Below are 23,709 nucleotides of genomic sequence, written 5' to 3' on the forward strand. Positions count from 1 at the left end.
GGCGCACCGAAAGGAAACAAGATGTCTCTATTAAAAAACAAGATCGCCGTCGTCACAGGAGGCAGCAGCGGTATCGGCCTCGCGACTGCCAGGAGATTCGTTGAAGAGGGGGCCTACGTGTTCATCGCCGGTCGCCGCCAAGCCGAACTCGACAATGCCGTCGCAGAGATCGGTACGAACGTCACCGCCGTAAAGACCGACATCTCCAAGCTCGATGACCTCGACCGTCTCTACGAGATCGTCGCGAAGAAGGGCAGAATCGACGTGATTTTTGCGAGTGCGGCCTTCGTCGAAAAGACGATGACCCCCGCTGCGACGCCCGAGCATTTCGACAAGACCTTCAACACCAACGCCCGCGGCACTTATTTCACCGTTCAAAAGGCGCTGCCCCACTTGAATGATGGAGCCTCCATCATCCTCGTGGCGTCTGCCGGCAAGAACAAAGGCATTCCGGGCCGCAGCACCTACAGCGCCACCAAAGCAGCGCTCCGGTCGTTCGCCCGGACGTGGACCAGCGAACTCAAGGATCGGAAGATCAGGACCAACGTGCTCAGCCCTGGCGCGGTGGACACGCCGATGTTCGACGAACAGTTCCCGTCCAAAGAAGGGGCCGCCGAAGCCAGAAACCAAATCACTGCGATGACGCCTCTGGCACGCTTGGCGCGCCCCGAGGAAATCGCCTCCGCTGCTTTATTCCTCGCCTCCGATCAGAGCAGCTACGTCGCCGGCATCGATCTGCCGGTCGATGGCGGCCTGACGGCTCTGTAGCCCGAACCTCGCGACCACCTTCGGAGGAGCCTCTGATGACACACACACAGCGAACCACTCAGAATACGGTGACAAGATTACAGTGACAGTGCACGAAATTGAGGACTGCTAGAGGTAGCAATTGCCGCGACGTCTCGTTCAAGCGCCTGAATCGACGCAGTTCGCTGATGCTCCGCCGACCACGTCGGAAGGCATACCGACCGAGGGACTCGTCATATCCCGAGACGTCCGGTGATCATGGCCAAAACAAAAATGGCCCGCATCAAGCGGGCCATTTTCGTATCGGAACCGGTCATTCCAAATTTGGTTGCGGGGATAGGATTTGAACCTATGACCTTCAGGTTATGAGCCTGACGAGCTACCGGGCTGCTCCACCCCGCGTTAAACACTTGCTTTGCCTTCAGCTGGATCCCGGGGACGGTCGGTTGAGGCCGGCGCTGTTCGCGTGGCTTTTCTCGTCCGTCCCAAAGGCTTCCTTGGAAGGCAACCCCGGGCAAAGCCCGTCGGGTGCTGGGCGTATGTATCAAGGCGAGGTGCCTTTGGAAAGGGCTGCGGGAACGTTTTTTTTCTACTTTATGACAGGGAATCGACCAAATTCCGCTGCGTTCCCTGCGCACTTGCCAGAAGTTCCACAAAGGGCCAGCTTGCGGCAACAAGATGAGGGCCGAAACGCGCCCTCGAGGGAGGAACGCCGTGGACAAATCCCTGACGAGCGCCCCGCTGGGAGCGCTGGAGGAGGCCTTCCACGCCATGGTCGCGCGGTCCCGGGACGAGCCGCCGGCCGGCCATGACGAGCGGCTCGACCGGCTGGCGCGGCTGCGGGCCGTGGTCGCCGACAATGAGGAGCGTTTCCGGCAGGCGATCTCGGCCGATTTCGGCCACCGCTCGGCGGTCGAGACCACCATCGCCGAGACGATGCTGGTGTTTTCCGAGATCCGGCACGCCACCAAGCACCTGAAGAGCTGGATGGCGCCGCAGCGGGTCGCCACCGCGCTGCAATTCCTGCCCGCGCGCAATCGGCTGATGCCGCAGCCGCTCGGCGTCGTCGGAATCATCGCGCCCTGGAATTATCCGCTGCAGCTCACGCTCGCGCCGGCGATCGGCGCGCTCGCCGCCGGCAATCGCGTCCTGATCAAGCCGAGCGAGCTCACGCCGCATTTCGCAGACCTGCTGAAGGAGACGGTCGCCGCGCGCTTCGATGCGACCGAGCTGCTCGTCACCGACATCGAAAACGAGATCGCCGAGGCGTTTGCACGCCTGCCGTTCGATCACCTCGTGTTCACCGGCTCGACCCGGGTCGGGCGGATCGTGGCGGAGGCCGCCGGGCGTAACCTCACGCCCGTCACCCTCGAACTCGGCGGCAAGTCGCCTGCGATCATCGACGCCTCGGCCGATCTCGACGAGGCGGCCGAGCGCATCGCCTACGGCAAGCTGCTCAATGCCGGGCAGACCTGCATCGCGCCGGACTATGTGCTGGTGCCGGAGCCGGCGTTGCAGGCCTTCGCCGAGAAGGTCCGCGCGCAGATGCGGCGGATGTTCGGCACCGATCCCGCCAACAAGGACTACAGCTCGATCATCTCGGACCGGCATTACGCCCGGCTCGAAGGCCTCGTCGCGGACGCGGCGCAGCGCGGCGCAAAGATCCTGCAGCCGGCGAAGGCGGATGATCCGAACTGGAAGGCGCATCGCAAATTCCCGCCGACGCTGATCGTCGGTGCGACCGAAGCGATGGCGGCGATGCAGGAGGAGATTTTTGGACCGGTGCTGCCGCTGCTCGGCTACCGCGATCGCACCGAGGCCATCGCCTTCATCAACCATCGCGACCGGCCGCTGGCGCTGTACTGGTTCGGCAAGGACGGCGCTGCGCGCGACGAGGTGCTGGCACGCACCATCTCCGGCGGCGTCACCATCAACGACTGCCTGTTTCACTTCACTCAGATCAACCAGCCGATGGGCGGCGTCGGCGCATCCGGCACCGGCGCCTATCACGGCGAGTGGGGCTTCCGCACGTTCAGCAAGCTGAAGCCGGTGTTCTATCGCTCCAGGTTCAACCGCCTCGCCGATCTCTATCCGCCCTACGGCGGCAAGATCGCGCGGCTGGAGAAATTGATGCGGTTCATGTCCTAGGGGCGGCGCAAGCGGTGTCATTCCGGGGCGCCTCGAAGAGGCGAGCCCGGAATCCATCTCACCACCGTCAAGGCGGATCAATGGATTCCGGGCTCGCGCTTCGCGCGCCCCGGAATGACAAAGAAAATGCGGGGGAAACATCAGTGACTGACACATTCGATTTCGTCGTCGTGGGCGCGGGCTCCGGCGGCTGCGCGGTGGCTGGGCGGCTGTCGGAAGATGCGGCGACGTCCGTGGCGCTGCTCGATGCCGGCGGCAGGAACGAAAGCTGGCGGATCACCACGCCGTTCGGACTCGCCCTGCCCTACAAGGCGGCCAACTGGGCCTTCGACACGGTGCCGCAGAAGGGATTGAACGGCCGCATCGGCTATCAGCCGCGCGGCAAGGGCCTCGGTGGCTCCTCGGCGATCAACGCCATGGTCTATATTCGCGGCCATCGCGCCGACTACGACCATTGGGCCTCGCTCGGCAATGCCGGCTGGTCGTATGCCGATGTGCTGCCCTACTTCAAGCGCTCGGAGAACAATTCCGATTTCGACGGCGCGTATCATGGCAAGGGCGGCCCGCTGCACGTCAACAGGCTGCGCTCGGACAATCCAATCCATGACGTCTTCCATCAGGCCGCACGCGAGGCGCAGTTTCGCATCCGCGACGACTTCAATGGTGAGGACCATGAAGGGCTCGGCAGCTACCAGGCGACGCAGCACAATGGCGAGCGCTGGAGCGCGGCGCGGGCCTATGTTCAGCCTCACATGGACAAGCGGGCGAATCTGCGCGTCGAGACGGGCGCGCACGCCACGAAGATCCTGTTCGAAGGAGGGCGCGCGGTCGGGATCGAATATCGGCAGGGCAGGCAGACGAAGCAGTTGCGGGCGCGCCGCGAGGTGATCCTCGCCGGCGGCGCCTTCCAGTCACCGCAATTACTGATGCTGTCGGGCATCGGCGACGGCGATGCACTTCGAACGCACGGCATTGGCGCCCTCCATCATCTGCCGGGCGTCGGGCGCAATCTGCAAGACCACCCGGATTTCGTGTTCGTCTACGCCTCCGACTATCCGCATTTCGTTCACGCCTCGCTCGGCCGGCTGCCATCCCTGCTCCGCGCCATCCAGCAATATCGCCGCGAACGGCGCGGCCTGATGACCACCAATTTCGCCGAGTGCGGCGGCTTTTTGAAAACCCGGCCTGACCTCGACGTACCCGACATCCAGCTCCACTTCGTCATCGCGATGCTCGACGACCACGGCCGTAAAAAGCACAAGGAGGCGGGCTTCTCGTGCCATGTCTGCCTGCTGCGGCCGAAGAGCCGCGGCAGCGTCTGGCTGAAGAGCGCCGACCCGCTCGCGGCGCCGATGATCGATCCGAATTTCCTCGGCGAGGAAGAAGACGTCGAGAGCATGGTCGCAGCCTTCAAGACCACGCGCCGCCTGATGGAGACGCCAGCGCTGCGCGCGCTGCAGAAGAAGGACATGTTCACGTCCGGGGTGCGAACCGACGACGACATCCGCAACATTCTGCGCGAGCGCGTCGACACCGTCTATCACCCCGTCGGCACCTGCAAGATGGGGACGGATGCGATGGCCGTGGTGGATCCGGCCCTGAAGGTGCACGGCGTCGAGGGATTGCGCATCGTCGACGCCTCGATCATGCCGACGCTGATCGGCGGCAACACCAACGCGCCGACCATCATGATCGGGGAGAAGGCGGCGGACATGATCAGGGCGGAGATGCGGTAGCTCCTTCCCTATCGTCATTGCGAGCGCCGCGAAGCAATCCAGAACTGCTCCGGCAGCAGAATTGCAACAGTGACGAGGACGGTTTCTTTACCGACATCGAATAGCTCCGACATCGGCAATCACCTTTACGCTCTTGGAGGCGGCGATACAGACGATTTTAGCGATCTGAAACCGGAATGATCGGTCCGGCGTTCATTCGTTCCATAGAGGCGATTTTTCCGATGAACAGTTTCGATCTCGCGGTCTATGTGGCGCTCGCCATTGCGGTCGTCTTCGGCTTCAGGACAGGTCTGCTCCGCAGCGCCATGACCATCCTCGCCTATCTCCTCGCCGCGCCGATCGCGGTGGCGCTGATGCCGTTGATCGTGCCGCAGATCGCCGGCAACCCGCATGCGCCGTGGCTGCAGAACTGGACCTGGCTGTTCGGCATCTTCGTGGTGGTCGGCATGCTGTTCGGCTATATCGGGCGCCTGGCGCTGACCGACACGATCCGCGACGCCGGCATCGGCGACCGGCTCGGCGGCGCTGCGCTCGGCGCCGCCAGGGTCGGTCTCGTCGCCACCACGCTGGTGCTGGTGTTCGACCAGATCGTGCCGGCCGACAAACAGCCGCCGTTTCTCGCCGGCTCGCATCTGCGGCCGCTGTTCTCGACGGCGGGTCAGATGGGCTTCAAGTCGCTGCCACCGGAAGCGGCCTCCGCGATCGACCGCCTCAAGCAGGAGCGGCGCATCTAGAGCTCAGCCGCATTTGCATCGCTGGCGGCGAGGTGCATGCATTTTGACGCGGGCCCATGCCTTATCAGCGGCGCCGATGTTGGCTAGAGTGCCACCATCCAAAACCTGCCTGACATTTACGGGAGTGAAACAGTGGATCTTGGGATCAAAGGTCGCCGCGCCATCGTCTGCGCATCCAGCAAGGGCCTCGGGCGTGCCTGCGCCATCTCGCTGGCGGAGGCCGGCGTCGACGTCACGCTGACCGCGCGCGGCGCCGAAGCGCTGAAGAAGACCGCGGACGAGATCCGCAAAGCCTATCCCGGCGTCAAGGTCACCGAGATCGTCGGCGACATCACGACGCCGGCAGGCCGCGAGGCGGTGCTGAAGGCGTGCCCCGAGCCCGACATCCTGATCAACAATGCCGGCGGCCCGCCGCCCGGCGATTTCCGCAACTGGACCCGCGACGACTGGATCAAGGCGATCGACGCCAACATGCTGACGCCGATCGAGCTGATCAAGGCGACCGTGGACGGCATGATGGCGCGCAAATTCGGCCGCATCGTCAACATCACCTCGGCCGCTGTGAAGGCGCCGATCGACATCCTCGGCCTCTCCAACGGCGCACGCGCCGGCCTCACCGGCTTCATCGCCGGCCTGTCGCGCAAGACCGTGATCAACAACGTCACCATCAACGGCCTGTTGCCCGGTCCGTTCGAGACGGATCGCCTGACCAGCACCGCGAAGGGTGAAGCCGACAAGCGCGGCACGACGCCCGAGCAGATCCTGGCCGAGCGCGCCAAGCTGAACCCGGCCGGCCGCTTCGGCCAGCCCGACGAGTTCGGCTATGCCTGCGCCTTCCTGTGCGGTGCCAAGGCCGGCTTCATCACCGGCCAGAACATCCTGCTGGACGGCGGCGCTTTCCCGGGGACGTTGTAATGCGTCGCGCCTGAAACGGCACGATCCACACTAGGCCGTCATGCCCGGGCTTGTCCCGGGCATCCACGTTCTTTCCACCACGCAGGAAGACGTGGATGGCCGGGTCAAGCCCGGCCATGACGATGTGGAAGTATCGGGGGCTCAATCGTTTCCCGGATCACTGCGAAGCCCGATCACCGCTGCTTTGTCGGCTCGTCCTCGTCCTGCTGACTTGGCGCGGAGGAATCGGCTGTCGTGCGCTCGTCGGTCCAGTCGATGCCGAATTCGTCCAGCCCGTTGGCGAGCAGATCGCCCAGCATGGGGTCGCCGAGCAGATAGCGCACGGTTTCGCGGCGCGGGCTGCTGTACTCAGCTCGCGCCTCCACCGCGCGGGCGCGCAACTCATCCCAATCGTCAATCGTGCCCTCGCCGCGGCCGAGCCAGGTCAGCGTGACGAGATCAAGCTGCTCGTCCTCGTTCAAGGCGATGATGAAGCCGCCGAGCTCCTGGACGACGGGATCGGAGCCGTCGTCCTCCAGGACATCGAGCGCACCGTCATCGCCGGGGTTGGAGCCGGAATCCGGATCGGAATTCCCTTCCTTGACGTCGAACTCACGCGCCTTCTCGATGATGAACGCGAGCTTTTCGGCCGATATTGCAAGCTCTGGCATCGCTCCTCCTTCGGTTCCCGCGATAACGCCGCATCGCGTCAGATGATCCATTGCGCATCATGGCGGAAAACCGCATGTTTCGGCGCCAAAACGACAATATGGGAGGTGCCGGATGCCGTGGAAGGTGGGAAGGGTCAAAATTACCAAAGTTGTGGAGCTGGAGACGGTTGGCTCGACCCGCTTCATCCTGCCGCTCGCTGGCAACGCCGAGATCCAGAACCTGCGCTGGCTGATCCCGCATTTCGCCACCGAGGAGGGCCGGCTGAAAATGTCGATCCATTCGCTGGTGGTGGAGACGCCGTCGCGCCGGATCGTGGTCGACACCGGCCTCTGCAACGACAAGCAGGGCCGCAACGTGCCGACCTGGAACAAGCGTACCACGCCGTTCCTGGAGACCATGGCCGCGGCAGGCTTTGCCCCCGACAGCATCGACACGGTGCTGTGCACACATCTTCATGTCGATCATGTCGGCTGGAATACGAAGCTGGTCGACGGCCGATGGGTGCCCACCTTTGCAAACGCGCGATATGCTTTCGGCAAGACCGAATACGAACACTGGCTGGAGCATTCGACCGAGCCGGACAAGCGAGCCGTGTTCGAAGATTCCGTGCAGCCGATCGTCGATGCGGGCAAGGCCGATCTGATCCCGAGCGATCATCGGCTGTGCGAAGAGATCAGCATGATCCCGACCCCCGGGCACAGTCCCGGCCATATGAGCATCCTGATCCAGTCGGACGGCGAGCAGGGCCTGCTGACCGGCGACGTCGCCCACCACCCCTGCCAGATGGCGCATCTCGACTGGTCATCGACCGCGGATTCCGACCAGAGGCAGTCGGCTACGACGCGGGCAACGCTGTTCAGCCGCTTTGCCGACACGCCGACGCTGGTGATCGGCGGACATTTCTCGGCCGGGCATATCAGGCGGGATGGCGACGCGTTCAGGTTCGTGGCGCTGGGGTGATCTCCGTTTTGAGCGGTTGAATTTCCCGCCGCCCTGTTCCATGAAGCTGTTAACCGATCGGTCCAATCTCCAGGGAGAAACGAGAATGAAGCTTGTTCGTTACGGCGAAAAGGGTGCGGAAAAGCCCGGCCTGATCGACAAATCCGGCCAGTTGCGCGACCTGTCGGCGCATGTGAAGGACCTCACCGGCGAAGCCTATTCGCCCGAGAGCCTGAAGAAGCTGGCAGGCCTCGATCCCGCCTCGCTCCCGGCGGTCTCCGGCAAGCCGCGGTTCGGCGCCCCCGTCACGGGCATCTCGAAATTCGTCGCGATCGGCCTCAACTATTCCGACCATGCCAAGGAGACCGGCGCCGATATTCCGACCGAGCCGATCATCTTCATGAAGGCCAACACGTCGCTGTCCGGGCCGAACGACGCGGTCGAGAAGCCGCGCGGCTCGACCAAGCTCGACTGGGAGGTCGAGATCGCCTGCATCATCGGCACCCGCGCCAAATACGTCTCGGAAGCCGACGCGCTGAACTACGTCGCCGGCTATTGCGTCTGCAACGACGTCTCCGAGCGCGCCTTCCAGATCGAGCGCCTGGGACAGTGGACCAAGGGCAAGTCGCACGACACGTTCGGCCCGCTCGGCCCCTGGCTCACGACCAAGGACGAGATCAAGGACGTGCAGAACCTGTCGATGTGGCTGGACGTCAACGGCCAGCGCCGACAGACCGGTTCGACCAAGACCATGATCTTCTCCATGGCCAAGTGCATCTCCTATGTCTCGCAGTTCATGACGCTGCTGCCCGGCGACGTCATCACCACCGGCACCCCGCCCGGCGTCGGCCTCGGCATGAAGCCGCCGACCTTCCTCAATGTCGGCGACGTCGTCACGCTCGGGATCGAGGGCCTCGGCGAGCAGAGGCAGGAGATTATCGCGGCGTAACGGCTCCGCCCTCTCCCCGTCATTGCGAGCGAAGCGAAGCAATCCAGAGATCGTCCGGCTGAGACAGTCTGGATTGCTTCGTCGCTTCGCTCCTCGCAATGACGAAAGCCAATTGCCGATCACCCCAGGACCCTTCCCATGAAACTCTCCTTCTCCCCCGCCTCGCCCTTCGCCCGCAAGGTGCGCATCGCTGCGATCGAGCTTGGGCTGATCGACAAGATCGAATTCACGCCCGCAAGCGTCGCGCCGGGCACGGCCAATGAGGACTATTCGAAGATCACGCCGCTGAAGAAGCTGCCGGTGCTGATCACCAATGACGGCGACGTGATCTTGGACTCCTACGTCATCGTCGAATATCTCAACGAGATCGCCGGCGGCGCCCTGATCCCCGGTTACGGTCCCGCGCGCTGGAAGGCCAAGACCAATCATTCCCTGCTCAACGGCATGCTCGATTCCATGCTGCTGTGCCGCTACGAGAAGATGGTGCGGCCGCAGGGCCTGCAATGGCAGGCATGGTCGGACGACCATTGGAACAGGGCGTGGACCGGCATGGCGCGGTTCGAAAGCATGCCTGAGGTTCTGAACGGCCCGTTCGACATCTCGCAGATCGGTCTCGTCTGCGTGCTCGGCTATGCCGACTTCCGCTTCGCCGATTGCGGCTGGCGCAAGGCCTATCCGAAGCTCGACGCCTTCCATCAGAAGATGCTGGAGCGGCCCTCGGTCAAGATCTCGGTGCCGCCGGCAGCGTAAGCAACTGGAGTCCTCATGAGCCTGAAGTTCTCGGTCGGCGACCTCACCATCCATCGCATCATCGAACAGGAGACGACCTTCCTGCCGGCGCTGGACATGCTGCCGGGTCTGACGCCTGAAGTGCTGGCCGAGAACCGCGCATGGATGCAGGAGTCAAAGGCGCTGGACCCGCAGGATACGCTGATCCTGTGTTTCCAGTCCTACGTGATCAAGACGCCGCATCACACCATTCTGGTCGACAGCTGCATCGGCAACGACAAGCCGAGGCCGCAGCGGCCGAAATGGAACATGAAGACCGACGACACCTATCTGCGCGGGCTCGGCGCCGCGGGATTTGCGGTCGAGGACATCGACTTCGTGATGTGCACGCATCTGCACGTCGATCACGTCGGCTGGAACACGCGGCTGGAGAACGGCCGCTGGGTGCCGACCTTCCCCAAGGCGCGCTACGTCTTCGGCAAGCAGGAATTCGACTACTGGACCGAGCAGAATGCGAAGGCGGACGTCGCCCCCTTCGTCGATAGCGTGCTGCCGGTGGTCGAGGCGAAGCGCCACGAGGTGGTCGGCAACGACCATCAAATCGGCGATCACGTCCGCATCCTGCCGACGCCGGGCCACACGCCGGGTCATATCGCCGTCACGATGGGCCGCGGCAAGGACGACGCCGTGTTCTCCGGCGACCTCATGCACTCGCCGATCCAGGCTCTCTATCCGGAAATGTCGGTGAAGTTCGACGTCGATCAAGCCGCGGCGGCGACCACGCGGCGCAGCTTCCTGGAGCGTTATTGCGACACTGATACGCTGTGCTGCACCGCGCATTTCCCTTCGCCGTCGGTCGGAAAGATCCGGCGCAAGGGCAGCGGGTTCGTCTGCGCGGCGCTATAGCAGGATTGCCGATCACCACGTCATGCCCGGGCTTGTCCCGGGCATCCACGTTCTTACAATCTATCGGCAACGAAGAACGTGGAGGGCCGGGACATAGACGAGCGGAAGCGACGCCGTCCTTCGGACGGCTATGCCTGGCCATGACGAGGAAACAAACATGACTGCGCTCCCCGACATCCCCCTTCCCGCCGGCATCCGCTCGCGCACCGTCGACGGCATCAACGGTCTGCGCATGCATGTGCTCGAGGCCGGGTTCGAGACCAAGGGCCGTCCCTGCATCCTGCTGTTGCACGGTTTTCCGGAGCTCGCCTTCTCCTGGCGCAAGGTGATGCCGACGCTGGCTGCGGCCGGCTATCACGTGATCGCGCCGGACCAGCGCGGCTATGGCCGCACCACGGGCTGGACGGCGGACTACGACGGCGACCTCACGCCGTTCTCGCTTCTCAATCTCGTGCGCGATGCGCTCGCTTTGGTGTCGGCGTTCGGCTACAGGCAGGTCGATCTGGCCGGGCATGATTTCGGCAGCCCGGTCGCGGCCTGGTGCGCACTGATCCGGCCCGATGTGTTTCGCTCGGTGACGCTGATGAGCGCGCCGTTCGGCGGACCGCCGCCCTTGCCCTTCGATACCGTCGACACACCGGCAAAGCCGCCCGCCGAAGACCCCGTTCATCGCGAGCTCGCCGCGTTGCCGCGGCCGCGCAAGCACTATCAATGGTACTATTCGACACGCGCCGCAAATGCCGACATGCAGCACGCGCCGCAGGGCGTGCATGATTTCCTGCGTGCCTATTATCATCACAAGAGCGCCGACTGGACCGACAACAAGCCGTATCCGCTCAAGGCCTGGTCCGCGGACGAGCTGGCGAAGCTGCCGACCTATTATGTGATGGATCTGAACGAGACCATGGCGCAGACGGTCGCGAAGGAAATGCCTTCGCCCGCCGCAATCGCCGCCAATCAATGGCTGCCCGACAGCGAGCTCGCTTATTACAGCGCCGAGTATGGCCGCACCGGATTCCAGGGTGGCCTGCAATGGTACCGCTATGGCACGTCGGGCACGCTCAACAGCGAGATGCAACTGTTTGCAGGACGCAGCATCGACGTCCCCTCCTGTTTCATCTCGGGCATGCAAGATTGGGGCACGCATCAGCGTCCGGGCGTGTTCGAGACGATGCAGACACGCGCGTGCACCAAGATGCTCGGCTGCCACCTCGTCGACGGCGCCGGCCATTGGGTGCAGCAGGAGCAACCCGCCGAGGTGAGCCGGCTGCTGCTCGACTTCCTCGCCAAGGCCGGCACCGCCTGATTTGACCCGGACACAGACGCGCCCTATATAGTTTAGAATAATTCTAAACTATCAAAACAGGGCCGCCGTGAAGAATTTTGCCGACCTGACCGAGCGCGAGGTGCTTGCGGTCGCGATCTCCTCCGAGGAGGAGGATAGCCGCATCTACATGACCTTCGCCGAGGATTTGAAGGAGCGCTACCCGGATTCGGCCAAGCTGTTCGAGCAGATGGCCGAGGAGGAGCGTGGCCATCGCCACATGCTGCTGGAACTCTACGAGCAGCGCTTCGGTCCGCATCTGCCGCCGATCCGGCGCGAGGACGTCAAGGGATTCCTGCGCCGCCGCCCGGTCTGGCTGACCAAGAACCTGTCGCTCGACGCCATCCGCAGGGAAGTCGAGACCATGGAGATGCAGGCGGAGCGCTTCTATGTGAAGGCCGCCCAACAGGCCCAGGACGTCGGCGTGCGCCGCCTGCTCGGCGATCTCGCCGAGGCCGAGAAAGGTCACGAGGAGACCGCCGCCAAGTTGACCGGCGAGATCCTGAGTTCCGACGTGCGCGCGGAGGAAGATCGCACCAACCGCCGCATGTTCGTGCTGCAATATGTGCAGCCGGGCCTCGCCGGCCTGATGGACGGCTCGGTCTCGACACTGGCACCGCTGTTTGCGGCGGCCTTCGCCACGCACCAGAACTGGCAGACGTTCCTGGTCGGTCTTGCCGCTTCAATCGGCGCCGGCATCAGCATGGGGTTTGCGGAAGCGCTCTCGGACGACGGCTCGCTGACAGGCCGCGGCTCGCCCTGGTTGCGTGGTCTCACCTGCGGGGCGATGACGACGCTCGGCGGACTCGGCCACACTTTGCCCTATCTCGTGCCGGACCATTGGGCCAACGCGTTCTGGATCGCGACCGCGATCGCCGGTGTCGTCGTGTTCTTCGAATTGTGGGCGATCGCCTTCATCCGCGCGCGCTACATGGATACGCCGTTCCTCCAGGCCGTGTTCCAGATCGTGCTCGGCGGCGCCATCGTGCTGGCGGTGGGGATATTGATCGGGGCAGCGTAGCCTCGGCGTCGGCTACGGGCTGACATCCGGCTCCGATTCGTGATCAAGATCATCATCGGCTACGCGTTCCCCGTGCCGGGTCAAAAGCCCGACGGCGGCAGACGCTTCAGCAACCCGGTCAACCCGTTTGGACATGCCGCCACGCGAACCTTCCAACCCTGACACCACCTGACCCCAGGGCTCCTCTCATCGAGACTCCCATGACGCCTCGTCTTCAATACGGCGCTCCCGCCAAGATCCTCCACTGGTCGATCGTGGCGCTGCTCGCCTTGCAATATCCGATCGGCTGGCTGATGCCGGACATCCACCGCGGCATGACCCCGGGGACGGGAATGACGTTTCACGTCTCGATCGGAATCCTGATCCTCGCGCTGACCGCCCTTCGCTTCCTGTGGCGGCTCACCCATCCCGTTGCGCCCGAGAGTTCTCTTCCCGGCTGGCAGCGCGTCTCTTCGGAGGCCGTGCACTGGCTGCTCTATGCGCTGGTGCTGGCAACGACGATCACGGGCTGGCTGTTCGCATCGTACCGGGGATGGTCCGTCTCGTTCTTCTATCTCGTGCCGCTGCCGATGCTGGCGTCGGACAACGCTGCCGCCGGTCGCAGCATCGACGGACTGCACCAGGCCACGGAGTGGGCGCTGCTGACCACGATCGTCATTCACGTCGCCGCCGCGCTCGCGCATCAATTCCTCTACCGCGATGGCGTCATGCAGCGGATGTTGCCCAGGTAGTTCTTGTAACAGGATAATTGCTCCCAAACGGCGGTTGCGGCATCGGGAAAAACTGCGCATCATCGGCTTCAGCGAAGCGCAGGAGCAGGTCGTGGCGAAATCGGAATTCAGCTTCAAGGGCGCCGTCGAGCTTAAGGCCGCGTTGACCGCAAAGAAGGTGTCCGCGGTCGAGCTTGCACAGGACGCGATCGATCGCATCGAGCGTCACGACGGCAAGGTCAACGCGATCTGCGTCCGGGATTTCGACCGCGCGCTGAGTGCCGCCCGCGAGGCGGACGCCGCCTTGGCGCGCGGCGAGCGCAAGCCCTTGCTCGGCCTGCCCGTCACGGTGAAGGAATCCTTCAACATCGCGGGCCTGCCCACGACCTGGGGCTGGACGCCGCAAAAGGATTTCAAGCCGGCGGAGGATGCGCTGTCGATCTCCCGGGTGAAGAACGCCGGCGGCGTCATTCTCGGCAAGACCAACGTTCCCGTGGGCTTGGGAGACTGGCAGAGCTACAACGACATCTACGGCACGACGAACAATCCATACGATCTCGGCCGCACGCCCGGCGGCTCATCGGGCGGCTCGTCGGCAGCGCTTGCGGCCGGTTACGGACCGCTCTCGCTCGGATCCGACATCGGCGGTTCGCTGCGCGTGCCCGCGTTTCATTGCGGGGTCTATGCGCACAAGCCGACCTACAATCTCTGCCCCACGCGCGGTCATACGCCGCCGCCATTTCCGGCGATCCCGATGGAACGCGATATGGCGGTGATCGGCCCGATGGCCCGGAGTGCGGCCGATCTGACGCTGCTGCTGGACGTGATGGCCGGCCCCGATCCGCTCGACCTCGGCGTCGGCTACAGGCTCGCGCTGCCGGACGCACGCCATTCCGGACTGAAGGAATTCCGCCTGCTGGTGATCGACAGCCATCCGCTGCTGCCCGCGAATGCCGAAATTCGCGGCGCGATCGAGGCACTGGCCGGGCGATTGACGGGCGCCGGCGCGAGCGTCGCGCGCGAAAGCCCGCTGTTTCCGGACTTCCGGGAGGCCTCGCGGCTCTACATGCGCATGCTGATGGGTTTTCTCGGGGCGTTCTTTCCGCCTGATATTCTCGCCGGCGCACGTGCCGGGGCGGCGCATCTCTCGGCCGAGGACAAGAGCCTTGCAGCCGAGCGGCTGCGCGGCATGACCTCCAGTCATCAGGCCTGGGTGTTCGACGAAGGCGCGCGTGCCGGGTTGCGCGCGCAGTGGCGGCAATTGTTCAGGACATTCGATGCGGTGATCTGTCCGATCATGCCAACCCCCGCCTATCCGCATGACCATTCGCCGGAGCAGGAGAAGCGCCGGATCAATATCGACGGCAAGGACCATGTCTACCCGGACCAGCTTGCCTGGCCCGGCATCGCCACGCTGACGGGCTTGCCGGCCACGGCCGTTCCACTCGGTCTATCCAAGGACGGCCTGCCGGTCGGCGTCCAGATCATCGGCCCATTCCTCGAAGACCGCACGCCGCTCAGGCTCGCTGAACTGATCGAGCGCGAGTTCGGCGGGTTCACACCGCCGAAAATGTTCGACGACTGACGCTTCCTCGTCACTGCGAGCGCAGCGAAGCAATCCAGACTGCATCCGCGGAGACAGATCTGGATTGCGTGCTGCTCATAAATCAATCGCTAACCAAACAATCCTTTCCCGGGCGATGGGCCGACCGCGCATCTGACGTTTATCCCGCTGGCAATTGTTCGCCCCTAGACATTGCGGGGCACGGCCGCTCAAATCCAGCAAGAGTGATTGGGTGATAAAGGACACAATCGAGATAGGCGCGCTCCGCGAGCCCTGTCATCGCGTCAATCCGGACGCAACGCTGCCCGAGAGATGGCGTATTCCGATTGCCGTCGCGATCGGGTGCGGGCTGATCGGCATCGTGCTCCGTTACCTCGCGCGGGAACACGCGACCGCCGACGCCGCCGAGTACATCACCTGGTATACCTATGCGCGAGATCACGGCATTGGCGGGCTCGCCGAGGCATTCACCAACTACACGCCGTTTTACAGCTACCTTCTTCTGATCGCCGCGCAGTTCGATTGGCTAGGCCAGCCGCTGTCTCTCGTGAAGGCGATGTCGGCAGTATTCGAGCTCGGCTGCGCGATCGTCGTGGCCCAGATGGTCTGGCGATTTACCAAACAGCCGTTGCGCGCGTCTCTCGGCTTCTGCACAGTATGGCTTGCGCCGACGGTGTTATTCAACGGCGCAATGTGGGCGCAGGCAGATTCGATCTGGACCTTCTTCGCGCTGGTCTCGGTGTCGATGTTCATGCGGGACCGAAATGGCGTTCTGCCATTCGCAGTCGGCTGCTCGGTGAAAGCCCAGGCTGTGTTCCTGGGGCCGTTCGTGTTGGGCATGATCCTGCGCCGCAAGAATCATTTGGCATGGCTCGCCGCCATTCCGGCAACCTATGCGATCCTCGCCATTCCGGTCCTCGTCGCCGGCAGATCCCTGGTCTCCGTGCTCGGGGTCTATCTCGACCAGGCTCACACCTTTCACCGCCTCACGATGAATGCAGCGAATGTCTGGGTGTTTGCCGGCGGAACACCGTACGCGGTCGGAGTTGCCGCCGGCCTCGCGCTCGCAGCGGCGTGCGGACTTGCCCTGTCGATCTTCATCGCACAGTCCAAGCGGACGGGGCCGGAGTTCATCCTGCTCGTCGCGTGCGCATCGCTCATCCTCATGCCGTACCTGCTCCCGAAGATGCACGAGCGCTATTTCTATGCGTTCGAACTCGCCTCCATCGCCCTGGCCTGCCTCAATCTGCGCTATCTGCCGTTCGCGGTGATTGCCCAGGTCGACGGCGTGCTATCCTATCTCGCGTTCGAGAGCGGGATCGTCATGGGTCTGCTGCCGGCGGCGCTCTGCAATACCGTTCTCGTGTTCTACCTCGTGCTCGATCTCCGCCACGGCGAAATTGGATTTCGCTTTCCGCGTTTTGCCTGGCTTGGCTTCACTGCGTCGACCGCGGGATTGTTCTCCTATCTGCTGTTCGTGGGTCCCGGCCTGAACGTATCCCTCGCCTATATGCTCGTCGCGGGTCTCGCCACGGCCATGACGCTGATGCTCGTGAAGGAGACGCGCCACGCCTCGGCCGACGCTTCCGCCGCGTCGCGCTGACTCAGGTCCCGGGCGACGACGGTGTCCGCTAACTGTCGAATACGATCACGCTGCGCAGCGTCTTGCCGGCTTTCATGTTGGCAAAGCCCTCGTTGATCTCCGACAGCTTCAATTTCGCCGAGATCCAGTCTTCCAGATGCAGCCGCCCCCGCAGGTAGAAATCGACCAGGCGCGGCATGTCGACGCGAAAATGGTTCGAGCCCATCGAGGAGCCCTGGATCCGGCGCTCGCGCAGGAAATCGAAGCCGTGCAGCTCGATCTTCTGGCCGAACGGGATCATGCCGACGATGGTGGCGGTGCCGCCGGAGGCGAGCATGCCGAATGCCTGCTCGGCGGTTTCCTTGCGGCCAAGCACCTCGAAGGAATGATGCACGCCGCCATTGGTGAGATCGCGCACCTGCTTCACCACGTCGCCGTCGGCGGGATTGATGATGTCGGTCGCACCTAGCTTGGTCGCAAGCTGGAGCTTGGCCGGATTGGTGTCGATCGCAATGATGCGGCCGGCGCCAGCGATCTGTGCGCCGTTGATCGCGGCCATGCCGACGCCGCCGCAGCCGATCACCGCCACGGTTTCACCCGCCGTCACTTTCGCGGTATTCACCACGGCGCCATAGCCGGTGATGACGCCGCAGCCGATCAGTGCGGCGAGATCGAGCGGCATTTCCTTGCGGATTTTGACGATCGCGTTCTCGTGCACCAGCATCTGCTCGGCAAAGGACGAGAGATTGAGAAACTGGTGCAGCTTCTCGGGCTTCGACCACTGCATCCGGTTTGAGACGCCCGGCAGCAGCTTCACGGTGGTGTCGGTGCAGAGCACGGTGCGGCCCGTGGTGCAATTGTCGCAGGTGCCGCAGAATACCGACAGGCAGGTGACGACGTGGTCACCCGGCTTGACGTAAGTGACATCGGAGCCGACCTGCTCGACGACGCCGGCGGACTCGTGGCCGAGCACCGCGGGCAGCGGATGCGGATAAAGCCCTTCCATGAAATGCAGGTCGGAGTGACAAAGCCCGGCGACCGTGGTGCGGATCAGGACTTCGCGCGGGCCGGGCTTCGGCAGGCTGACATCCTCGATGACCAGCGGCTGGTTGACTTCATAGAGGACGGCGGCCTTCATCGAGCTCTCCCTGTCGCGTTTCTTGGTTTGATCGTGGCGTGCAGCCTACGCCGCCAGAACCAGTTCGCCAACCTCGCTCATGCCGGCTGAGCTGTCGCCGAGCAGCAGCGCGGCGATCCGGGCTTGCGTGGCATTTTCCGTGAGCCGGAACGGATCGCCTGGAGACACCCGATGATCGATCACCAGCCGCGACAACAGCAGCCGGCGCGCATCGCCGCGCATCTCGTGGATGCGGTGTGCTTCCCACGCCAGAGCGACTGCGCTGGCGACATGATACAGCAGGCTCGTCGCACGACGCGCGTCGGCTTCGTTCTCCGATTTCGCGGCAACCTCGCGCGCAAAGCCGACGGCGCGATCGACGAGGCCGCGCAAACGTTCGCGCCAGGCCTGCGGCACGGAAGCGCTGTCATCGAGCCGGGCATGCAGATCGGCTGACAGCGCTGATTCCGCGCCATGGCGGCCGACCGCGCGCCGGAGCGCATCGATCGCGACGATGTTGCCGGTGCCTTCCCAGACCGAACCGAGATGCGCGTCGCGCAGCAGCCGGGCGGTGGCGAACTCCTCGATATAGCCGATGCCCCCGCGCATCTCGAGCGCATCGCCGCAGACTTTTCGCGCATCACGGGTGGCGCGGAATTTCAGCGTCGGGGTGAGAATGCGCAACAATGCCGCCGCATCCTGGCTGCCGGCCTCGGCGCGGTCGAGCGCGTCCGCGGTGAGGAAGCTCATCGACAGCGCCTGCTCGACCGGCAGCATGATCTTCAGCATCTGCCGCCGGCCGAGCGGCAGGTCGATGATGCGGCTGCCGAACACGACGCGGTTGGTCGCAACCGTCATGGCGTCGTGATAGGCGCGGCGCATCAGCGCGGTCGACTTGACGCCGTTGGAGAGCCGCGACGAGTTCACCATCTCGGCCATCTGCACGAAGCCGCGGTCGAGCTTGCCCACGGCATAGGCGATGGCGCCCTCCAGCTTGATCTCGCCCGAGGCCATCGAGCGAGTGCCGAGCTTGTCCTTCAGGCGCACGATCCGGTAGTGGTTTTGAGAGCCGTCGTCGAGGAAGCGCGGCATCAGGAACAGCCCGACGCCGCGGGTGCCGGGGCCGGCGCCTTCCGGGCGCGCCAGCAGCATCACGACTTTCGCATCGGCATTCGAGCAGAACCATTTCTCGCCGGTGAGGCGCCAATGGTCGCCTTCCTGCACGGCGCGCGTGGTCAGGGTGCCGACGTCGGACCCGCCCTCCTTCTCGGTCATGAACTGGCCGCCCTGGGTCAACTTGCTCATGTCGGTCGAGGTCAGGCCGTCGAGATATTTCGCCTTCAGTGCCTCGCTTCCGAAGTTCGCCAGCAGCTTGGCGCAGCCGTCGGTGACGTTGATCGGGCAGCCCATCCCGAATTCGGTCTGATTGAAAAGAAACGTGAAGGCGTGCTTGGCGACGACAGGATATTTGTCCGGCCAACCCATGATGCCCTTGCGGAGCGAGAGCGCGTGAATGCCGAATTCGCCGAACGCTGCCTTCTCCAGCTCGCGGTAGGCCGGATGATATTCGATCGATTGCATATCGCGGCCGAACTTGTCGCGCTGGTGCAGCACCGGCGTATGCCGGTCGGCGAGCCGTGCGCATTCGTCGAGCGGCCCGCCGGCAAGGTCGCCGAGGCGGTCGAGATGCGGCTCGATGTGACGAAACAGCGCGTCCGGCAGGTGGATGCGCAGCAAATCGGTGAGCGCGGGATCGGCGCGGTAGAAGTTCATGCCTGACGTATCGGGAGCCAGCAGGCCGGATGGTGCGGCCGCGACATTTTTTGCCTGCCCTGTGAGCGGCTTGTGCATGATCGTCCTCTTCGTTCCTGGCCCTGCGAACATTTTGCGCTGATTTGGCGCTTGCCGCGTTGAATGATGTCGATCATGCTCCAGGCTTGAGAGGCGATAAAGCCGCAAATTGTCAGGGAGGCATGAGCCCCGTGAAGGAGCAATTCGCTCTGCGGAATTGTGACCAGCGCGGCTGGTCGTCAGCCCGGACCGTGCATAGATCAGCGGCTCCCTGTCTCCGAGAGATCACGCCATGGAACATCCGAAATACAAGATCGCCCTCATCGTCGGCGCCGGTGAAGGCCTGAGCGCCTCGCTGGCACAGCTGCTCTCCAAGCAGGGCATCCGCGTCGCGCTGGCCGCGCGAAAGATCGAGAAGCTCGGCGCGCTCTGTAGCGAGACCGGCGCCAGGGCCTATGCCTGCAACGCGACCGAGCCCGACGAGGTCGAGCGGTTGTTTGGCCTCGTCGAGCGCGAGATCGGCACGCCGGACCTCGTCGTCTACAACGCCAGCGGCCGCACCCGCGGACCGTTCGTCGACCTCGTTCCGGCGGACGTCGCGCAAGCCATTGCCGTCAGCGCTTATGGCGGCTTCCTGGTGGCGCAACAGGCGGCGAAACGCATGGTGCCCAACAAGCATGGTGCGATCCTGTTCACCGGCGCCTCCGCCAGCGTCAAGGGCTACGCGCAGTCGGCATCGTTCGCGATGGGCAAGTTCGCATTGCGCGGCCTCGCGCAGAGCCTGGCGCGCGAATTGTCGCCGCAGGGCATCCATGTCGCGCATTTCGTCATCGACGGCGGCATCCGCAGTGCGGCGAGGACGGAAGCCGAAGACAAGCCGGATTCGATGCTCGATCCCGATGCGATCGCGGAGAGCTATTGGAACGTGCTGCAGCAGCCGCGCAACGCCTGGAGCTGGGAGCTCGAGCTGCGCCCCTGGGTGGAGAAGTTCTGAGGCAATCACGTAACAACAATAGCCGTCATTGCGAGGAGCGAAGCGACGAAGCGATCCAGACTATTTCCGCGGAGAGAGCCTGGATTGCTTCGCTTCGCTCGCAATGACGGAGGGAGAGAGCAAACATGACCACGGAAACCACCATCGACACCGGCACCAACGAGCTCCTCTGCGTCATCCGCGACCGCGTCGCGATCATCACGCTGAACCGGCCGGAGGCGCGCAATTCGCTGTCGGATGCGTTGACCCCGGCGTTGCGTACGATGATCCGGAGTTGCGGCGAGGATCGCAACGTCGGCGCGCTCTTGATCACCGGCGCGGGCGAAGCGTTCTGCGCCGGCGGCAACGTCAAGGGCATGGGCGCCCATCGCGACCAGGCAAAGCTCGAGATGCCGCTTGAAGATCGCATCGCCGATCTGCAGGAACGCCAGCGGCTGCTCACCGGCGCGCTGGTGTCGGTGCGCAAGCCGACCATCGCCGCCCTGCCCGGCCCCGCGGTCGGCGCCGGGCTCGCCATCGCCATGGCCTGCGACATCCGCATCGCCGCGCAATCGGCCTTCGTCGCCACCGGCTATGCCCGCATCGCACTCAGCGGAGATTACGGCATCGCCTGGCTGCTCACCCGTCTGGTCGGGACAGCGCGGGCGCGGGAGCTGATGTTCACCGGCGACCGCATCAATGCCACGCGCGCCGAGGCCATCGGCCTCGTCAACCGCGTCGTGCCTGACGATAAGCTGCAGGCCGAAGCCTTTGCGTTGGCGAAGTCGCTCGCCGAAGGTCCGCGCCTGGCGCTGCGCTACATGAAGGACAATCTCGACGAGGCCGTGCTGTTCGACTTCGAAACCGCGCGCGACCACGAGGCCGAACGGCTGATCCGCCTGACCACGACCGCCGACCACAAGGAGGCGGTGCAGGCCTTCATCGAGAAGCGCAAGGCGGTGTTCACGGGGAAGTAGATCTCTGATCCGTCGCCCTGAGGTGGCCGCTTCTTTAGCGGCCCTCGAAGGGCGACGGCCCGGCTGTCGCCGCGGGGAATCTCGCCTCATGAGCAGAGGGGCCGTTCATCCTTCGAGGCTCCCCACGCGTCGCGCGTCTCGCACCTCAAGATGACGGATCGGCAAAAAAAATACCCAGCCCTGGTTTACCCAGGGCCGGGCTTCTCAGTTGTGTCAGACCGAGGCTGAGGGGCTTTCGGCCTGACGGGAAAGGGCGGCGAGGCGCCAGCTGGCGCAGGGAATGTCTTTCGGTGCGATCGAGATCTCCTTGTCGAAGCGCACCAGCTTCCAATCATCGGGGTGATTGACGAAGGCGAAGCCGGATTTGCGTGCGAGCGAGATCATGGTCGCGTTGGAGCGCAGCGTCTCGCCAAAGATGTGCTCGGCGCCGAGCGCGGCGGCGCGACATTCGAGGTTCTTCATCAGCGCGGTGGCGATGCCGTGGCCCTGCCAATGATCATCGACCGACAGGCCGAATTCCAGCGTCATGGTTTCGGCATGCAGGGCATAGCGCGCTTCGGCGACGATGGTCTCGAAGCCGTCGATCATCATGGTCGCGACCACGGTGAAGCGATCGCGCTCGCCGACCTCGAGGAAATCCTGCAGCAGCGCTTTCGGCAGTTCGCTGATCGCACCGAAGAAGCGATTGTAGCGGGAACGAACAGAGAGCGAGCGAAAATAGTGCTGGAGCTCATCGATGTCGCGCGGCTCGACGAAGCGGACACTGAGCGCCTTACCCTCCCGGGTACGTAGCGTGTCCGAATATTGCTTCAGATCTTCCAGGCGAAGAGCGGTCATTACACATGCTCGGGATAAAAGGGACCGCCGGCGCCCCCACAGTCAGGCGGCGCCGGCCTGGCGGCCAATCAGGCCCGCCAGAAGGGCTTGTCCGCCTCGAAGGCGATGTCGCTCCAGGACAGTCCGACGTCGTGGAGATCGCGTGCGGTCCAGTGGGCCAGCTCCCGCCTGGTTCGGTAGCGCTCGTGCCAGACGTGAAGGGTCTCGCCGATCTGCTGGATCAGGCCGGGCGCATGATGATTTGTCATCGAATTATGGGTCAAAGTAGACATTTTCAGCTCCTTGAGCTAACCTGGCCGCTAATATCTGCTTCCTGGTGCACTGCGACAAACGACAATTTGTACCCTTTCGCATGAAATAACGTCATGTATCCTGCTGCCAGATGACTGCCAGATTGCCGTCCCTGAACGGATTGCGGGCGTTCGAGGCCGCCGCACGCCATCTCAGCTTCACGCTGGCTGCCTCCGAGCTGAACGTGACGCAGACCGCGATCAGCCATCAGATCCGAAGGCTCGAGGAAGAGCTCGGCATCCGCCTTTTCATCCGGCAGAACCGCGCGCTGGCGCTGACGCCGGAGGCGCGCGACTATTTGCCGGGCGTCCGCGCCGCCTTCAACGACCTCCGGCTTGCGACCGACCGGCTGTTGCGCAAGGACGACGACAAGGTGCTGACGATCTCAACGCTGGCCTCGCTCGCGGCGAAATGGCTGCTGCCGCGACTGACTGATTTCCAGGAAAGCCATCCCGGCATCGACGTCCGCATCACCACCTCGACCAGCCTGGTCGATTTCCAGCGCGACAATGTCGATGCGGCGATCCGCTATGGCCGCGGCCAATGGCCGGGCCTGCGCGCCGATTGGCTGATGGCGGATGAGCTGTTTCCGGTGTGCAGTCCGTCGCTGCTGCGGGGCGACAAGCCACTGCGGCAACCGGAGGATCTGCGAGGCTATCCGCTGCTGCACACATCGAACGCCAACAGCGACGATTGGCGGCTATGGCTGACCGCGGCGGGCCTGCCGGCCGATATCGCGCGGCAGCCCGGCATCACCTTCGACATGATCTTCATGACCATCCAGGCCGCGATCGACGGCATCGGCGTGGCGATGGGACGGACCTCCTACGTCCAGGACGACATCGCCAAGGGGCGGCTCGTGGTGCCCTTCAAGATCGCGCTGCCGGCCGACGCCGGCTTCTACCTGGTCGCGCCGGAGGGGCGCCGCGAAGCGCCGAAGCTGACCGCATTCCGCCAATGGATGCTCGCTGCGACGCAAAATAAAGCCTGAAAAATCATCAGCTTCCGCGGCAAAATCAATTGACTCGCAGCCCCCTGCGCGGGAAGGGATGAGACAGATTGTCACAG

Annotated in this window: 23 protein-coding genes and 1 tRNA gene; 18 read left to right on the forward strand and 6 right to left on the reverse strand. The window is 64.0% G+C overall.

Annotation, left to right across the window (positions count from 1 at the left end; genetic code table 11):
• Nucleotides 1–21 precede the first annotated feature (21 nt).
• Complete coding sequence (locus CIT40_RS30075) at nucleotides 22–768, forward strand: SDR family NAD(P)-dependent oxidoreductase (protein ID WP_094892906.1); 747 nt, start codon at nucleotides 22–24, stop codon at nucleotides 766–768.
• A 304-nt stretch (nucleotides 769–1,072) separates the two neighbouring features.
• On the opposite strand, the gene CIT40_RS30080 is transcribed toward CIT40_RS30075, so the two are convergent.
• Nucleotides 1,073–1,149 (reverse strand) — tRNA-Met (locus tag CIT40_RS30080).
• Nucleotides 1,150–1,425: 276 nt separating this feature from the next.
• Here CIT40_RS30080 and CIT40_RS30085 point away from each other — a divergent pair.
• The 4 genes from CIT40_RS30085 (at nucleotide 1,426) to CIT40_RS30100 (ending at nucleotide 6,280) form a co-directional block, all read left to right on the forward strand.
• Nucleotides 1,426–2,895, forward strand: a complete 1,470-nt coding sequence (locus tag CIT40_RS30085) for a coniferyl aldehyde dehydrogenase (protein ID WP_094892907.1) — start codon at nucleotides 1,426–1,428, stop codon at nucleotides 2,893–2,895.
• A gap of 143 nt (nucleotides 2,896–3,038) precedes the next feature.
• A complete protein-coding gene (locus tag CIT40_RS30090; RefSeq protein ID WP_162307741.1) occupies nucleotides 3,039–4,631 on the forward strand; it encodes a GMC family oxidoreductase in 1,593 nt (530 codons plus the stop codon).
• 221 nt (nucleotides 4,632–4,852) lie between these two features.
• Nucleotides 4,853–5,365 carry a CvpA family protein gene (locus tag CIT40_RS30095; protein WP_094892944.1) on the forward strand — a complete coding sequence of 171 codons (513 nt, stop codon included), beginning with the start codon at nucleotides 4,853–4,855 and terminating at the stop codon, nucleotides 5,363–5,365.
• A 132-nt stretch (nucleotides 5,366–5,497) separates the two neighbouring features.
• Nucleotides 5,498–6,280 (forward strand): SDR family oxidoreductase, encoded by a 783-nt coding sequence (locus tag CIT40_RS30100; protein WP_094892909.1) that lies wholly within the window; start codon nucleotides 5,498–5,500, stop codon nucleotides 6,278–6,280.
• Nucleotides 6,281–6,453: 173 nt separating this feature from the next.
• Here the strand turns inward: CIT40_RS30100 and CIT40_RS30105 are convergent, their stop codons facing one another.
• A complete protein-coding gene (locus tag CIT40_RS30105; protein ID WP_094892910.1) occupies nucleotides 6,454–6,930 on the reverse strand; it encodes a DUF3775 domain-containing protein in 477 nt (158 codons plus the stop codon).
• Nucleotides 6,931–7,042: 112 nt separating this feature from the next.
• On the opposite strand from CIT40_RS30105, the gene CIT40_RS30110 reads away from it, so the two are divergent.
• The 10 genes from CIT40_RS30110 (at nucleotide 7,043) to CIT40_RS30155 (ending at nucleotide 16,676) form a co-directional block, all read left to right on the forward strand.
• A complete protein-coding gene (locus CIT40_RS30110) occupies nucleotides 7,043–7,891 on the forward strand; it encodes an MBL fold metallo-hydrolase (protein ID WP_094892911.1) in 849 nt (282 codons plus the stop codon).
• 85 nt (nucleotides 7,892–7,976) lie between these two features.
• A complete protein-coding gene (locus CIT40_RS30115) occupies nucleotides 7,977–8,819 on the forward strand; it encodes a fumarylacetoacetate hydrolase family protein (protein ID WP_094892912.1) in 843 nt (280 codons plus the stop codon).
• Between the two features lie 138 nt (nucleotides 8,820–8,957).
• Nucleotides 8,958–9,569, forward strand: a complete 612-nt coding sequence (locus tag CIT40_RS30120) for a glutathione S-transferase family protein (protein ID WP_094892913.1) — start codon at nucleotides 8,958–8,960, stop codon at nucleotides 9,567–9,569.
• A 15-nt stretch (nucleotides 9,570–9,584) separates the two neighbouring features.
• Entirely contained in the window at nucleotides 9,585–10,454 is an 870-nt protein-coding gene (locus CIT40_RS30125) for an MBL fold metallo-hydrolase (protein ID WP_094892914.1), read from the forward strand.
• Nucleotides 10,455–10,611: 157 nt separating this feature from the next.
• Nucleotides 10,612–11,760 carry an alpha/beta fold hydrolase gene (locus CIT40_RS30130; RefSeq protein WP_094892915.1) on the forward strand — a complete coding sequence of 383 codons (1,149 nt, stop codon included), beginning with the start codon at nucleotides 10,612–10,614 and terminating at the stop codon, nucleotides 11,758–11,760.
• 67 nt (nucleotides 11,761–11,827) lie between these two features.
• Nucleotides 11,828–12,799, forward strand: a complete 972-nt coding sequence (gene mbfA, locus CIT40_RS30135; protein ID WP_094892916.1) for an iron exporter MbfA — start codon at nucleotides 11,828–11,830, stop codon at nucleotides 12,797–12,799.
• 39 nt (nucleotides 12,800–12,838) lie between these two features.
• On the forward strand, nucleotides 12,839–12,961 hold the full coding sequence (locus CIT40_RS30140) for a hypothetical protein (protein WP_283810033.1): 123 nt from the start codon (nucleotides 12,839–12,841) through the stop codon (nucleotides 12,959–12,961).
• Nucleotides 12,962–12,999: 38 nt separating this feature from the next.
• Nucleotides 13,000–13,530: a cytochrome b gene (locus CIT40_RS30145; RefSeq protein WP_094892917.1), complete on the forward strand. Its 531-nt coding sequence runs from the start codon at nucleotides 13,000–13,002 to the stop codon at nucleotides 13,528–13,530.
• Between the two features lie 91 nt (nucleotides 13,531–13,621).
• A complete protein-coding gene (locus CIT40_RS30150; RefSeq protein WP_094892945.1) occupies nucleotides 13,622–15,094 on the forward strand; it encodes an amidase in 1,473 nt (490 codons plus the stop codon).
• 340 nt (nucleotides 15,095–15,434) lie between these two features.
• Nucleotides 15,435–16,676, forward strand: coding sequence for a hypothetical protein (locus CIT40_RS30155; RefSeq protein ID WP_244611873.1), 1,242 nt, complete (start codon nucleotides 15,435–15,437; stop codon nucleotides 16,674–16,676).
• Nucleotides 16,677–16,704: 28 nt separating this feature from the next.
• Here the strand turns inward: CIT40_RS30155 and CIT40_RS30160 are convergent, their stop codons facing one another.
• Both CIT40_RS30160 and CIT40_RS30165 read right to left on the reverse strand, forming a co-directional pair.
• A complete protein-coding gene (locus CIT40_RS30160) occupies nucleotides 16,705–17,793 on the reverse strand; it encodes a Zn-dependent alcohol dehydrogenase (protein WP_094892919.1) in 1,089 nt (362 codons plus the stop codon).
• 45 nt (nucleotides 17,794–17,838) lie between these two features.
• Nucleotides 17,839–19,623, reverse strand: a complete 1,785-nt coding sequence (locus CIT40_RS30165; protein ID WP_094892920.1) for an acyl-CoA dehydrogenase family protein — start codon at nucleotides 19,621–19,623, stop codon at nucleotides 17,839–17,841.
• Nucleotides 19,624–19,855: 232 nt separating this feature from the next.
• Between CIT40_RS30165 and CIT40_RS30170 the strand changes: the two genes are divergently transcribed.
• Nucleotides 19,856–20,557 carry an SDR family NAD(P)-dependent oxidoreductase gene (locus tag CIT40_RS30170; RefSeq protein ID WP_094892921.1) on the forward strand — a complete coding sequence of 234 codons (702 nt, stop codon included), beginning with the start codon at nucleotides 19,856–19,858 and terminating at the stop codon, nucleotides 20,555–20,557.
• Nucleotides 20,558–20,682: 125 nt separating this feature from the next.
• Nucleotides 20,683–21,513, forward strand: coding sequence for an enoyl-CoA hydratase (locus CIT40_RS30175; RefSeq protein WP_094892922.1), 831 nt, complete (start codon nucleotides 20,683–20,685; stop codon nucleotides 21,511–21,513).
• 213 nt (nucleotides 21,514–21,726) lie between these two features.
• Here CIT40_RS30175 and CIT40_RS30180 read toward each other — a convergent pair whose 3' ends face one another.
• Nucleotides 21,727–22,350, reverse strand: a complete 624-nt coding sequence (locus CIT40_RS30180) for a GNAT family N-acetyltransferase (RefSeq protein WP_094892923.1) — start codon at nucleotides 22,348–22,350, stop codon at nucleotides 21,727–21,729.
• A 68-nt stretch (nucleotides 22,351–22,418) separates the two neighbouring features.
• A complete protein-coding gene (locus tag CIT40_RS30185) occupies nucleotides 22,419–22,622 on the reverse strand; it encodes a DUF1127 domain-containing protein (protein WP_094892924.1) in 204 nt (67 codons plus the stop codon).
• A gap of 110 nt (nucleotides 22,623–22,732) precedes the next feature.
• Between CIT40_RS30185 and CIT40_RS30190 the strand changes: the two genes are divergently transcribed.
• On the forward strand, nucleotides 22,733–23,632 hold the full coding sequence (locus CIT40_RS30190; protein WP_094892925.1) for a transcriptional regulator GcvA: 900 nt from the start codon (nucleotides 22,733–22,735) through the stop codon (nucleotides 23,630–23,632).
• Nucleotides 23,633–23,709: the final 77 nt, after the last annotated feature.

Source organism: Bradyrhizobium amphicarpaeae, from assembly GCF_002266435.3.
GTDB lineage: Bacteria > Pseudomonadota > Alphaproteobacteria > Rhizobiales > Xanthobacteraceae > Bradyrhizobium > Bradyrhizobium amphicarpaeae.

Excerpts from the sequence above, each read along its gene's own strand:
- CIT40_RS30170 (WP_094892921.1), top strand. The coding sequence starts at position 19,856 with ATGGAACATCCGAAATACAAGATCGCCCTCATCGTCGGCGCCGGTGAA.
- CIT40_RS30075 (WP_094892906.1), top strand. The coding sequence starts at position 22 with ATGTCTCTATTAAAAAACAAGATCGCCGTCGTCACAGGAGGCAGCAGC.
- CIT40_RS30095 (WP_094892944.1), top strand. The coding sequence starts at position 4,853 with ATGAACAGTTTCGATCTCGCGGTCTATGTGGCGCTCGCCATTGCGGTC.
- CIT40_RS30175 (WP_094892922.1), top strand. The coding sequence starts at position 20,683 with ATGACCACGGAAACCACCATCGACACCGGCACCAACGAGCTCCTCTGC.
- CIT40_RS30145 (WP_094892917.1), top strand. The coding sequence starts at position 13,000 with ATGACGCCTCGTCTTCAATACGGCGCTCCCGCCAAGATCCTCCACTGG.
- CIT40_RS30115 (WP_094892912.1), top strand. The coding sequence starts at position 7,977 with ATGAAGCTTGTTCGTTACGGCGAAAAGGGTGCGGAAAAGCCCGGCCTG.
- CIT40_RS30120 (WP_094892913.1), top strand. The coding sequence starts at position 8,958 with ATGAAACTCTCCTTCTCCCCCGCCTCGCCCTTCGCCCGCAAGGTGCGC.
- CIT40_RS30085 (WP_094892907.1), top strand. The coding sequence starts at position 1,426 with ATGAGGGCCGAAACGCGCCCTCGAGGGAGGAACGCCGTGGACAAATCC.
- CIT40_RS30185 (WP_094892924.1), bottom strand. The coding sequence starts at position 22,622 with ATGTCTACTTTGACCCATAATTCGATGACAAATCATCATGCGCCCGGC.
- CIT40_RS30160 (WP_094892919.1), bottom strand. The coding sequence starts at position 17,793 with ATGAAGGCCGCCGTCCTCTATGAAGTCAACCAGCCGCTGGTCATCGAG.
- CIT40_RS30130 (WP_094892915.1), top strand. The coding sequence starts at position 10,612 with ATGACTGCGCTCCCCGACATCCCCCTTCCCGCCGGCATCCGCTCGCGC.
- CIT40_RS30105 (WP_094892910.1), bottom strand. The coding sequence starts at position 6,930 with ATGCCAGAGCTTGCAATATCGGCCGAAAAGCTCGCGTTCATCATCGAG.
- CIT40_RS30110 (WP_094892911.1), top strand. The coding sequence starts at position 7,043 with ATGCCGTGGAAGGTGGGAAGGGTCAAAATTACCAAAGTTGTGGAGCTG.
- CIT40_RS30165 (WP_094892920.1), bottom strand. The coding sequence starts at position 19,623 with ATGCACAAGCCGCTCACAGGGCAGGCAAAAAATGTCGCGGCCGCACCA.
- CIT40_RS30190 (WP_094892925.1), top strand. The coding sequence starts at position 22,733 with ATGACTGCCAGATTGCCGTCCCTGAACGGATTGCGGGCGTTCGAGGCC.
- CIT40_RS30180 (WP_094892923.1), bottom strand. The coding sequence starts at position 22,350 with ATGACCGCTCTTCGCCTGGAAGATCTGAAGCAATATTCGGACACGCTA.
- CIT40_RS30125 (WP_094892914.1), top strand. The coding sequence starts at position 9,585 with ATGAGCCTGAAGTTCTCGGTCGGCGACCTCACCATCCATCGCATCATC.